We start from the raw sequence: 12,004 nt of genomic DNA, 5'->3' as shown, positions 1-12,004 counted from the left end.
GCCACCGTGTTCCGTGAGAAATTCGTCATGTTCGACATGCGCGAGGTTCTCTCCAACGATACGAACTGTCCGCCATAAGATATTGAAGATGCGGTAGTCCTGTAACGAGCGGCACATCCACTGATCCGGGGTACGACGCGCCGGCGTTGCATCCCGATCCGAAAGAACCGAAAGCCACGAACCATGATTGCCCTGTATCTCGCGGCGTTGTCGATGACGCCCAATGCCGCCTTGAAACCGATCGGTCCCGACGCTGCGAAATGCACAGTGGGTAGCACCCATCCGGCGATGCTGGTGATCGTCGAGGGGTTCAAGGCGCGCACCGGAACCGTTCGTGTCCGCACGTTCGGGGGGGCGCCCTCGACCTATTTTGACAAGAAAAAGACGCTGTTGCGCACCGAAGTTCCGACGCCGCGCGAAGGCCGGGTCGCCATCTGCATGCCGGTCGATCGGCCGGGCGTCTATGCTGTCGACGTGCGCCACGACATCAACGCCAACGACAAGACCGACCGCAGTGACGGCGGCGGGGCGTCGGGCAATCCGCATGTCACGCTGTTCGACATGCTGTTCTCACGCAAGCCCGATCCGAAGATCGTCCAGGTGCGGGTCGGATCGGGCACGACGGTCGTGCCGGTCACCCTCACCTACCTGCAAGGCGGATCGTTGCAACCGATCCGCTGATCGATCACCAGCCGATCGCGCCGCCCAGCCGGAACGTGCGCGGGCGCAGTGGCGTGTATTCGTTACGCGCCGCCAGCGCGAACGGGTTGCCGCCCGCAAAGCGGTCTCCCTTCACGTCGAACACATTCTCGACGGTGGCGGTCAGACGAATGTTGTTCCTGCTCCACGTACCGCCGAGGTGCGTGCTGCCATATTCCCCCTGTGACACGTCGAGCGGGGCCTGCGTCCCGACGGTCGACCGGCCGACGTAGCGCCAACCCGCGTCGACGCTGGCGTGCGTATCGGCGCTGAGCGACCATTCATAGCCGACGCTTCCCGATACCGCGAACGGCGGCGTGTTGGGCAGCCGTGCGCCGACCTGCCGACGGAATGCCGGATCGGGATCGGCGACACGCGTATCGTTGAGGAACATCGCCATGTCGATCTTCAAGCCGGACAGCGGCACCCAGTTGGCGCTCGCCTCAAGCCCATAGATGTGGCTGTTGCCGAGATTGGTGGTGAACGGAAAACCGGATTTGTCGACCAGATCCGCCTGGATATGCCGCCAGTCGGTCAGCGATGCACCGATCGATGCGGAAAGCCCGAGCGGTCCATGGCGCTCCCTGCGCAGGCCGATCTCCCCGACGTGGATTGTATCGCTAACGAGATCGGTAACGCGGCCGACGCCCGGCGCCACGGTGATCCCCCCGGTCCGAAAACCCGATTGGTAGCGCGCATACGCCGCCAGCGTCGGGGTCAGCAGCCAGGATACGCCGAGCGTCGGATCAAGTCGGGTCGAACTTAGTCCGCGGATGTATGTCGTCGTCTTGAGCTTGGCGATCGGGTCGCCGTCGGTGCGCTGATGCGTCAGTCGTGCACCTGCGGTGATGGTCAACGCCGGGCTGATCGCGATCCCCGCCTCGCCGAACACCGCTGCGTCGAGTGTGCGATTGGTGACGCCGACGATGTCGCGCAGGTTGTCGGGCGCGCCGTATTTGCGCGCATAGGCGTCGCGCGCGTGGATCAGTGCGACGCCGACCAGCCAACCGGCGCCGTTCGGCTTTGCGCGGGAGAGCCGTGTCTCGTGCGAGAACAAGCGGCTGCGTTCGTCGGTGTCATAGGCGATCGGTGCGTTCGGACGGATCGGCCGCGTGGCGTCGAACCGGCTCGCCGCATCGCGGTGGACGAACCCGGTCGCCGAGACGAGGTGCAGCCCGTCCTCCCAACGCCTGTCGACCACGACACGTCCGAGGAAATATTGCTGGCTGAACGGCTGCGCCAGCAGGGACGCGCGCGAGAGCGATCCCATTCCGCGCTCGGCATATTGCAGGTCGGGGGCAGTCAGATTCTGGATCACGACGCCCGCGTCGACCGTCCACCCGCTCGCCGGAACGACGCGCACGTCCAGACGTCCGCCCGTCGTCGCCACGCGGTTGACGTTGCGCAGGCCGCGGCGCACGTCGTCGATATAGCCGCCTTCGACGACCCGGTAGCCGACCGCGCGTACGCCAGCGACGCCCGTCTCGATCGGTATGTTGACCATCCCGGCGATATCGCCGCCTGGATCGCCCGACTTGGTCGCGCTGACGCCGCCCGACACATTGGCCGACACCCCCGACAGATCGACCGCGTGCGGCACCAGCCTGACGATCCCCCCGATTGCGCCTGCGCCGTACAGCGTGCCCTGCGGGCCTTCGAGCACTTCGACCTGGTCGACGTCGTACAGGTTCAGCCCCGGTTCGGGACCGTTATAGGCGACCGGTACCTCGCCAAAATAGACGTTGGCGGTCGATTGCGTCGGTCCGGTGAAGCTGCTGTCCGCGACCCCGCGAATGAACAGCTTGTTGCGACCCGCACCAAGCGCCGTGCTCTGCAGGATCGGCGTCGCGGCGATCGCCTCGTCCATGCCGTTCGCGGCATCGTTGCGGATGTTCACGGTGCTTGCCGGTCGCAGGATGGTGAGCGCGCCGGGAAAGCGTAGTCGCGACGTCGCGCGCTTGGTCGCGGTGACGATGATTTCGGGAGACACTTCGACCGGCGGCGGCGTCAGCGGGAGTCTCGGTTTCGGTTGGCGTCCGCGCGCAACTGGTTGCTGGACGACAGCGCGACGAACGATCCTAAAGCTGCCTCCGCCAAGTCGCTGCGCGGTGTACGGGCTGCCTGCGAGCATTTGGTCAAGGGCTGCGGCCGCGGTCAGTCGACCCTTTGCCCCCCGCGTCATGACCCGCGACAAGCCAGGCTCCGCACTGCCGATATCGACGCCCGCCTGCTGCGCAAGCACCGCGACCGCGCGATCGAGCGGCCCCGGCGCAACGGCGATCGCCCGCCGCTCCGCTGCGTGAGCAGGCGTAGACAGCGACGGTGTGATCAGGGTGGCGGCGAGGAGCGATACGGCCAGGCGGAGTTTACGGACCGGCATGGCCTCCAACCAGACGCCAGCGGCCGTTAGCATGCTCCGCTCGAGCGCCGATCAGCGCTGCGGCGCGCGGGATCAGGCTGTCGGCACCGCCCGCCACGCCGATCGATCCGGTGAACCGCGTTTCCGCCAGTCCGGGAGCGACGCGGACGACCGTACCGGTGCTGCGTTCCAAAGCTGCGGCGACGAGCCGAACCGGCGTCTGCTGGAACACCAGCCGGCCTTTACGCCAGCTGCCGACGTCGTCGATCGCGATACCCGACATCCGCGGTGCGCCGCCATCGACGTGTGACAGCGCCGCACCGGCGGTCAGCATGATGCGCTCCTGTTCGGGCTGGAACATCACTGCACCCTCAGCAACCTGAACGCCGAGATGCGTACCGACGCGAGCGACGTTGAATACGGTGCCGACGTCCTGCAACCGCATCGTCCCTGACTGGACCACGAACGGATGGGCGACGTCGTGCGTGACCCGGAAGATCGCTTCGCCGCGTTCCAGCGTGACCAGCCGCGCATTGCCGTCGTCGACCGCGAGCCTAGTGCCGCCGTTCAGGTCGATACGGCTGCCGTCGGCGAGCGTCACGCTGCGGCGAACCCCGGCCGGTGTCTCGATAATCCGCGCCGCCGTCGTCGATGGGTTTTCGAGCGGCAGCATGACGCCGACGATCCCGGCCGCAGCCAGTCCGCCGACGGTTCCCAGCACCCAGCGCCGCCGCGGTGTCGGTCGATCGTCGTTGGCGGCAACCAGCGGTATTGCTTGCGACCAGTCTGGCGGCGACAGCGCGTCGGTCAGTTCCGCGTCCGATACCGCCAGCGCGTCATAGGCACGTGCATGCTGCGGGTCAGTCTCCAGCCAGTCGGCAAACGCCGTCCATGCGCCACCATCGGCAGTCGGCAAACGGATGTGCCACGCGACCGCCTCGGCCGCGGCGTGTTCGCCGTAACCCGGGCCGTAATCGCCGTCCTTGCCCCACTCATCGACCATCGCGCTGGTCCTCCTCATGAGTGAGACGTCCTGCCTGCGGGATATCCGCACCGGAATTGCCCCGTTGCAAGTGAATTCGCAGATACGCGCGGTGCAGCAGTTTCTCGACGCCACTGACGGTTATGCCCATCTGCTCGGCGATCGCCTTCTGCGGCAGGTCCTCGAACCGGTAGAGGCGGAACGCGGTCGCCACGCGATCGGGCAGGCCGGTGAGCGTCGCCTCGACCCTACCGAGCCGTTCGCGCGCGATCAACGCGCGTTCGGCATCGGGATGCTCGTCGGCGGTCGCCTGCGTTTCCAGCCAGTCGGTGTCGCGGTCCGCCCGCCGCGCCGCGCGACGGCGACGGTCGACCGCGATGTTGTTCGCCATCCGGCAGATATAGCCGAGCGGTTCGGCGATCGGGCCGCCGGTCACCGTCTCCAGCTTCAGCCACAGATCCTGCAACGCGTCCTCCGCCTCCTCGACGCTGCCCAGTCGCGCGACGAGCAGCCGCAGCAGCATCGCGCGCTCAGCGAGGAATACGGCGCGGAGCCCGCCCAGGGTCATGCCGGGTCGGCCTTCGCATCGCGGCGGAACAGCACCGCAAGCGCAATGATCGCGACGCCGTTCTGGAGCAGCGCGTGCCACCCTGCCCCGTCGGCCCCGAACGCCCACAGCATCGCGGGCAGCAGCGGGTAGAGCACGAGACTGGTGACGAGGCCGATGGTCATCGAGCGGCCCGGCAGTCCGAGTGCGGTCAGACCCGAGGCCATTGGTGCGCTTGCGAGCCCTGCGGCACGCGCGCCGGCAATGAGGATCAAGAGGACCGTGCCGCCTTCAAAGCTCGCGCCGCCCAGCGTCACCAGCAGGCGGTTGCCCGCAAAAGCGAGAACCAGAACGATCGGCAGCGCCACTGCGAGCGCCAGTCCCGCGCTGCGCCAGACCGTGTGCCGCAACGCCTTCAGATCACCGCGCGCGACCTGGGCGGCGAGCACGGCGTAGCTGGCCTGGCTCAGCAGCACCGTCGGCTGGGCGAGCAACGACGTCGCGCGCTGCGTCAATGCGAGCAATCCTGCCGCCGCCGGCCCGAGCAACCAGCCGACCGTCAACGGCGCGAGGTTCGGCGCGAGCTCCCGGACCGTGATGTCGAAGTTGGTGATGAGGATGAAGCGCTTGAGCCCCTCGGTATCGCGCGCCGTGCCGCGCCAAGGTCCGCGCAATGGTTCGCCCCCGGCAAGCTTGCGCCACGCCACCCAGCCGAAGCCCCACATCGCCAGCCCCTCGGCGACGGCGGCGACCAGCCAGACCGCGATGAACCCGATCAGCCCCCCGCCCGCGAACCAGACCCCGAGCGCACCGACCAGGCGGATCAGCGGCGACACCGCCTGGTGGATGCCGATCAGGTCGAACCGGTCGGCGATCTGCAGCAGTCCTTGTGGCGTCGCGCGCACCGTCGCGATCACCGCGAGCGAATAGGGAATGGCAATCCGGATCGTGTCGGGCGACCAGCCAAGCCGTGGTCCGATCAGCGGCACCAGCAGCGCCGCCACGACCACCGCGGCGGCACCGCAGCCGAGTTCGATCACCGCCATGAACCGGACGATCCGCGCGAACCCGGCCCGATCGCCCGCCTCCAGCGCCAGCCCGCCATACCGAACCACGCCGTGGAATCCGGAGAACGCGAGGACGCTGCCGATCAGGACGGCATAGGCGTTGACCAGCACCAGCACGCCATAATCGGCCGCACCCAGCCGGTGCGTCACCAGCACGAGGTAGACGAGGCTCATGATGCCCGCCGCCGCCTTGCCGCCGAGCAGGTGACCGAGGTTCGCCAACACCAGCCACAGCCCCGACCGATCGCCGCGTCCCGCCCCAGCTTTGGCGGAGTCCGCCTGCCGGGACGTCATACGGTGGAAAAGCGAACGCATCGCGAGCGCTTAGACGCGGAGCGTTGCGCCGACGAACGGAAAGTTCCGCGTGATCGGCCAGATGACAAAATATTTAGTGAGGATGCCCGGCGCCGGGAACGTCTACCGGCCATGAAGATCGGTTTTCTGTTCAATCACGACCAGGTTCATCAGGTCGCGCACGCTCTCCCGACTGCCCTGGCGATGGCGGAGGGCTATCCCGATGCGGAGATCGTCGTCGCGACCACCAACGCACGGCTAACCGACGAAGTGCGGCGCCTGTGCGCGCGGCTCGGCGTCACCGTTCCCTTGGTCGAACTGGGCCTGCGTCGCGCATCGACGCGCGCGCTGGCGAGCTCGCTCGAATGGGCGCTGCCGGTGACCAAGATCGGTATCTACCGCGACAATCTCGATTTCTTCCGGTCGCTCGACGCGCTGGTGGTCGCCGAGAAGACGTCGCTGCTGCTCAAGACGCGCTATGGCCTCGACGATCTCAAGATCATCCATACGCGCCACGGTGCGGGCGACCGGGCGATCGGCTTCAACAAGCACAGCGCGACGTTCGATCACGTCCTCGTGTCGGGTAGCAAGATCCGCCAGCGCCTGCACCGCGAGGCCGGCGTGCCGTTCAACCGGATGAGCCTGATCGGCTATCCCAAGTTCGACCTGATGCCGGAGCCCGCGCCGCGCCTGCCGTTCCAGGCTAACGGCAAGCCGACCGTGCTCTACAACCCGCACCCGTCGCCGCATCTGTCGTCTTGGTATGCGCAGGGCCGCGCGGTGCTCGAGCATTTCCTGCACGACGACCGCTATAATCTGATCTTCGCGCCGCACGTCATGCTGTTCCACCGCAAGTTCGTGCTGACGATCGACAAGTTCCGGATCGACCGCGCGGGCGTGATCGAGCAGCGTTTCCTCGATGCGCCGAACATCCATGTCGATCTCGGATCGGCCGCATCGACCGACATGACCTATACCGCGGCGGCGGACATCTATTTCGGCGACGTGAGCAGCCAGGTGTACGAGTTCCTCCACACGCCGCGCCCGTGCCTGTTCCTCGATGCGCATGCGACGGCGTGGGACGGCGATGCGAACTATGCGCACTGGCAGGCGGGCGAAGTCGTCACCAGTACCGAGGACCTCGGCGCCGCGCTCGACCGCGCGGTGGCGCAGCATGATCGCTATCGTCCCGTGCAGCGCGCGCTGTTTCAGCGCAGCTTCGAACTGACCGCGGAGCGCTCCGCGGTCCGTGCGGCGCGGGCGGTGATGAGCGTGCTCGGCGATACCGTCCCGACAGTGCTACCCGAGCGCGAACTCGAAACGGTCACCGGAACGCAGGGGTTGCGCGTAGCCTGATCAGCCGCGAGAAGGCCCGCGCGGCGCCCCTGTCGGACGCGGCGTTTGGGATCGATCGACCACCGTGGCTCTACGCAAGGATATCTGGCGCCCCGCGATCGTGATGGCGACTGCCGAGGCGATCGTCGCGCGCGGCTCGATCGAGGGGTTCCCCCTGATGTGGCTGCCGCCGATGGGCAGCTTCCAGTTTCTCGCCGACCCGTTCGGGCTGTGGCGCGACGGGCGGCTGTACGTGTTCGTCGAGACCTATGACTACCGAGTCCGGATCGGCGCGATCGAAGTGCTGGTCTATGACGCCGACTTCCGCCTGGTCGACCGTCAGCCGGTGCTGAACGAGCCCTGGCACCTTTCCTATCCGCTAGTGTTCGAGGCGGAGGGCGAGACGTGGATGCTGCCCGAGGCGCATCGTTCGAACCGGCTGAGGCTGTATCGTGCGGTGGACTTCCCGACCCGGTGGGAGCCCGCGCACGTGATCGAACTCGATCACGTCGCGGTCGACGCGACGCCGGTGTTTCACGACGGGCGGTGGTGGTTGTTCTACACCTCGGCCGACCGCGAGCCGGACAAGATGAGCGCGCTGCACGTCGCCTATGCGGACCGGCTGGCGGGACCGTGGACGCCGCATCCGATGAACCCTGTGCGGGTCGATGTCGCCAGCGCGCGACCGGGCGGGATGCCGCTGGTGATTGATGGCCGGATCGTGCTGCCGGTGCAGGATTGCAGCCGGACCTACGGTGGCGCGATTCGGCCGCTGACGATGACCGTTTTGACCACCGAACGGTTCGAGGCCGAGGTGGGCGACGCGATGGTCCCGCCGGCCTCTTCCGCGCCGTTCGTCGAAGGGTTTCACACGCTGTCGGCGGCGGGGCCGGTGACGCTGGTGGATATGAAACGTACCGAATTGTCGTTGCATGGTCTCTCTATCGAAGCGGTCCGAGAGATCAAAAAATTGCGTCCTAGAAGGCGCGAATCCGTTCGAGGATAGCAATACCGGTCGCGGCGAACCGGTCCGGCCCGAATGTCGCGAGAACGCGCTCGCGACCCGCCTGCCCCATCGCTCCCAGTTGCGCCGGCTTGGCGAGCGCGCGCGACATCGCGGCGGCGAGTGCAACCGGATCGCCCGGGGGGACGGTGAAGCCGGTCTCGCCGTCGACGATGCTACCGGGGAGTTCGCCGACCGCCGAAGCGATCACAGGCAGCCCCGCCTGCATCGCCTCGTGCGCTGCCACGCAAAGGCCTTCGGAGCGCGATGGCTGCACGTAGAGATGGCAGCTTGCCAGGAATGCCGCGGGGTCAGCCGCATAGCCCGCGAACCGCAGCGTCTTTATGCCGAGAGCGTTCGCGCGAGCTTTGAGAGCGTCCCGTTCTGCGCCGTCCCCCGCGATCACCATCTCGTACGATGTCGACGTATCGAGCAGCGCCAGCGCTTCGACCAGTACGTCGTAGCCCTTCACGCGGTGCAGACGGCCCAGGCTACCGATCCGAATGGGCTGGCCCGGCCGCCACGGCGTCGCTTGAAGCGCTTCGGGATCCGCGCGGAAGATCGACCATTGGACTAGACGCTCGGGGGGAACGTGCAGACGTTCCGCGGTCAGTCGCGTCACTGCGGTGGAGTCGCCGACCCACAGCCGCGACAGGCGCTGCATCGCGCGTAGTAAAATGCGGTTGGCCGGCTTGAGGAAGGCGGCGTGCTGCCAACTGACCACAGGCCATCCCCGCCGGACGCCGACGATCTGGCCGAGCAGGGTCGCACGGGTGAGCGAGGTCCAGAGATGCGTCGGCGCCCAGTCCTTGAGAGTCGTGTCGAGCCAGCGGAGTGCGGCGGCGTGATCGGTCTCGCCGCCGTCGCGCACATGCACGTCGAGCCCGGCGGCGCGCATCGCCGTCTCGCCGCGACGATCGCGTGCGGTCAGCGCGAAAACCGCCACCTCCGCACGGCCGTCGCGCAACACGTCGAGCACCGCGGGCACGGGGGAAGCAGCCCCGCCGCCCTCGACCGAGTTGATCACATAGGCGATCCGCATCGGGCGATCGGTCACGCGCGCAACCCCGCAAACAGTTCGAGATACTCGGCCGCGACCGCACCTATCCGATGATGTGCGACCAACGCCGCCAGTGCTTCCGGATCGGGCGGAGATTGCGCGAGCATTGCCGCGATCGCGCACGCCAACGCCTCGCTGTCGCCCAGAGGCACGACCATGCCCGCGCCCGACGCATCGAGCAGACGGGTCGCCGGGGTACAGTCGGTCGCGACCACCGGCCGCCCCGCTGCAAGAGCTTCGACCAGGACCGCCGGATAGCCTTCAAAATCCGACGCCAGCACAAACAGCCGCGCGGTATCGAGCCACGGCCGGATGTCCGTGACATACCCGACAAGCTCTACCCGATCGGCCAGACCCAGCGTCTCGCTCTGCCGACGTAACGCATCCGCCTCCGGGCCGTCCCCGACGATGACAAGTCGCGCCTTGACGTCCCGCAGTTTTGCAAAGGCCTCGATCAATCGCGCGAACCCCTTTTCGGGGACCAGTCGCCCCGCGGCGAGTATGACCGGCGGCTTCGTTTCGGGGATCGGCAATGGCGGCGAGGCGTCTTCGCTCAGTGCGGGCAACGCGATCGTCGTCGTCACGGGACGGCGCAGGATCCGGTCGGCCTGATCGCGCGCGACGTCCGACAGCGCGACCACGGCTTGCACCCCGCGAAGAAGGTATCGCATCCGAACCTCGAACGCCCATTGCCGCAGCCGACCGCGCTGCGGCTTGTCGAGCGCTGCGCTGACCTGCGCGACCACGGGTATGCCCGATCCAGCCAGCGCGGCGGCGACCGGCCAATGGAAATTACCGGGAATGAAGACGCCGTCGAACCGTCGCTGCTCGACGAACGCGCGCGCGGCCTGCGCCAACCGCCTGCGTGAGCCCGATCTACGTGTGATCGAAGGCTCGGCAACGACGATCTCGACCGCTTCGCCGGCCAACGCCCGAAGCGGCCCGGCGTCCGAACCGGCAAAGATCGTGACCGCGGCACCCCGCTTCGCCCACGCTTCAGCGAGCCGCACGGCAACGCGTTCGGTGCCCCCCAGCGCGAAATCATGGAGGACGATAAGGATCGACAGCGCGGCCATTCCCGCGCGGTTAGCGCCGACAGCGCGCCGACGCCAAGCTTTGTTAGGGCGGGACCCCGTGCCCCGACACGAAAGAGGAGAGCTAGGTTGGAGGCAGAGACCCCAGCGTATCCGTCACGCGCCGTCGCAAATCGGGATCGCGCGTGATCTCCAACATCGCGCTCAGGCTGCCACGCGCGGCCGTCACGTCGCCGTCGACCAGTTCCAGGCGCGCGCGCTCCCACCACGCGTGCCCGTAGGCAGGCGCCATCAAAGTCATTCGCGTATAGAGTTCCAGCGCGCGTCGGCCATGCCCCGCCTGCTCGGCGCGCGTCGCCTGGTTCAGCAACAGCCGCACCAAGATCGCGCGATTTGGCATCGTCGCGATGTGGGACACGGCTTCGGCAGGTCCAGTGTTGGACGCCAGCACCAAAGCGGCCAGCGCCTCGCGGTCGACTCGCATCCCGCCGCGAAACGGATCGACGATCACGGGTGCCGCTTCGGCCCCGACCATCACCAGTACGTGCCCGGGAACATCGAGCGCGTCGGCCGCCCATCCGATCCGGCGTGCCGCACCCACGTAGAGAATGGACAGGCTTACCGGCAAGCCGCGGCGCCGGTCGATCACACGGATCAGGTCGGCATTGGCGGGGTCGTCATAGGTCTCGCGGTCGCCGACGAAGCCGAACTCCTCGCCCAGCACTTCCGACAGGACATCGGCGCGCTCTTCAGCGGTACCGGCGCCTCGGCCGACCGCCTCGAGACGTGTCGCCACGGCGTCGATCAGAGCGCGATAGGGTATCGGGTCGGTGTCTGGATGATCGAGCAGCGCCAGCGAAAGCGCGGCCTCATCGAGAATGATGTCGTCCTCGTCGAGGAGACCGAGGCGGATCAAATTGTCGTTCATCGACCGGAGATGGGTGCGCGTAGCGATGCTGCAATAGCGGCGGTCGGGGTGGCGGTCGCAGCTATTGCCGCGCTTGCGCGTTCAGGAGGATCAACGCGGAGACCATCGATGAAGCTCTATTATTCCCCCGGCGCTTGTAGCCTCGCAGATCACATCGCGCTGCACGAAGCCGGGCTTTCGTTCGAACACGAGAAGGTCGATCTCAAGGCCAAGCGGACCGAGAGCGGCACCGACTATACGACGATCAACCCGAAGGGATACGTCCCCGCCCTGACCCTGGACTCGGGCGAGACGCTGACGGAGAACATAGCCATCCTCGACTGGATTGCGCATCAGGACAGTGCGCTGAAACCAAGCGGAGCGATGGGGCACACGCACCTGCTCATGGCGCTCGCCTTCATCTCGACCGAGATCCACAAGAGCTTCAAGCCGTTCTTCTCCGGCGGGAGCGATGAGGAGAAGGCCAAGGCCAGCGAGACGATCGTCAAGCGGATGGGCTATCTCGCCAATACTATGGAGGGCGACTATCTGTTCGGGGACGCCGTCAGCGTGGCGGACTGCTACCTGTTCGTGATGCTGTTGTGGGCGGCGAAGAACCAGATCGACGTGCCGGCGCCACTGGAAGCATTCCGGGAACGGATGAAAGCGCGCTCGGCCGTCCAGACGGCGATGCAGCATGAGGGGCTGATCTGATGC

At 67.1% G+C, this 12,004-nt stretch carries 11 protein-coding genes; 4 read left to right on the top strand and 7 right to left on the bottom strand.

Annotation, left to right across the window (positions count from 1 at the left end; all coding sequences use genetic code 11):
* The first annotated feature begins 183 nt into the window (after positions 1 to 183).
* Entirely contained in the window at positions 184 to 681 is a 498-nt protein-coding gene (locus E5673_RS11750; protein WP_247599362.1) for a DUF2141 domain-containing protein, read from the top strand.
* 4 nt (positions 682 to 685) lie between these two features.
* Here the strand turns inward: E5673_RS11750 and E5673_RS11745 are convergent, their stop codons facing one another.
* Genes E5673_RS11745 through E5673_RS11730 form a run of 4 tightly spaced genes read right to left on the bottom strand, consistent with a single transcriptional unit; the run spans position 686 to position 5,969 of the window.
* A complete protein-coding gene (locus E5673_RS11745) occupies positions 686 to 3,112 on the bottom strand; it encodes a TonB-dependent receptor (RefSeq protein WP_136190149.1) in 2,427 nt (808 codons plus the stop codon).
* Positions 3,066 to 4,079 carry a FecR domain-containing protein gene (locus tag E5673_RS11740; protein WP_136190148.1) on the bottom strand — a complete coding sequence of 338 codons (1,014 nt, stop codon included), beginning with the start codon at positions 4,077 to 4,079 and terminating at the stop codon, positions 3,066 to 3,068. Before E5673_RS11740 ends, E5673_RS11745 begins: the two co-directional genes overlap by 47 nt.
* Positions 4,051 to 4,608, bottom strand: a complete 558-nt coding sequence (locus E5673_RS11735; RefSeq protein WP_247599361.1) for an RNA polymerase sigma factor — start codon at positions 4,606 to 4,608, stop codon at positions 4,051 to 4,053. Before E5673_RS11735 ends, E5673_RS11740 begins: the two co-directional genes overlap by 29 nt.
* Positions 4,605 to 5,969 (bottom strand): lipopolysaccharide biosynthesis protein, encoded by a 1,365-nt coding sequence (locus E5673_RS11730; RefSeq protein ID WP_247599360.1) that lies wholly within the window; start codon positions 5,967 to 5,969, stop codon positions 4,605 to 4,607. Before E5673_RS11730 ends, E5673_RS11735 begins: the two co-directional genes overlap by 4 nt.
* Positions 5,970 to 6,080: 111 nt before the next feature.
* Between E5673_RS11730 and E5673_RS11725 the strand changes: the two genes are divergently transcribed.
* Positions 6,081 to 7,304 carry a hypothetical protein gene (locus tag E5673_RS11725; RefSeq protein ID WP_136190147.1) on the top strand — a complete coding sequence of 408 codons (1,224 nt, stop codon included), beginning with the start codon at positions 6,081 to 6,083 and terminating at the stop codon, positions 7,302 to 7,304.
* 64 nt (positions 7,305 to 7,368) lie between these two features.
* On the top strand, positions 7,369 to 8,289 hold the full coding sequence (locus tag E5673_RS11720) for a formyl transferase (protein WP_136190146.1): 921 nt from the start codon (positions 7,369 to 7,371) through the stop codon (positions 8,287 to 8,289).
* Here E5673_RS11720 and E5673_RS11715 read toward each other — a convergent pair.
* The 3 genes from E5673_RS11715 to E5673_RS11705 all read right to left on the bottom strand — a co-directional run bounded on the left by E5673_RS11715 (position 8,261) and on the right by E5673_RS11705 (position 11,308).
* On the bottom strand, positions 8,261 to 9,343 hold the full coding sequence (locus tag E5673_RS11715) for a glycosyltransferase (RefSeq protein ID WP_348769865.1): 1,083 nt from the start codon (positions 9,341 to 9,343) through the stop codon (positions 8,261 to 8,263). The genes E5673_RS11720 and E5673_RS11715 overlap by 29 nt on opposite strands.
* Complete coding sequence (locus E5673_RS11710) at positions 9,340 to 10,422, bottom strand: glycosyltransferase (protein ID WP_136190145.1); 1,083 nt, start codon at positions 10,420 to 10,422, stop codon at positions 9,340 to 9,342. The genes E5673_RS11715 and E5673_RS11710 overlap by 4 nt, the downstream gene beginning before the upstream one ends.
* Positions 10,423 to 10,504: 82 nt before the next feature.
* Positions 10,505 to 11,308: a transglutaminase-like domain-containing protein gene (locus E5673_RS11705; protein ID WP_136190144.1), complete on the bottom strand. Its 804-nt coding sequence runs from the start codon at positions 11,306 to 11,308 to the stop codon at positions 10,505 to 10,507.
* A gap of 108 nt (positions 11,309 to 11,416) precedes the next feature.
* Here E5673_RS11705 and E5673_RS11700 point away from each other — a divergent pair, with 108 nt between their 5' ends.
* Positions 11,417 to 12,001: a glutathione binding-like protein gene (locus E5673_RS11700; RefSeq protein WP_136190143.1), complete on the top strand. Its 585-nt coding sequence runs from the start codon at positions 11,417 to 11,419 to the stop codon at positions 11,999 to 12,001.
* Positions 12,002 to 12,004: the final 3 nt, after the last annotated feature.

It is taken from the genome of Sphingomonas sp. PAMC26645 (assembly GCF_004795835.1).
Classification (GTDB): Bacteria; Pseudomonadota; Alphaproteobacteria; order Sphingomonadales; family Sphingomonadaceae; genus Sphingomonas.
The sequence above is the reverse complement of the archived record's forward strand: the minus strand, read 5'-3'. Positions and strand labels throughout refer to the sequence as shown.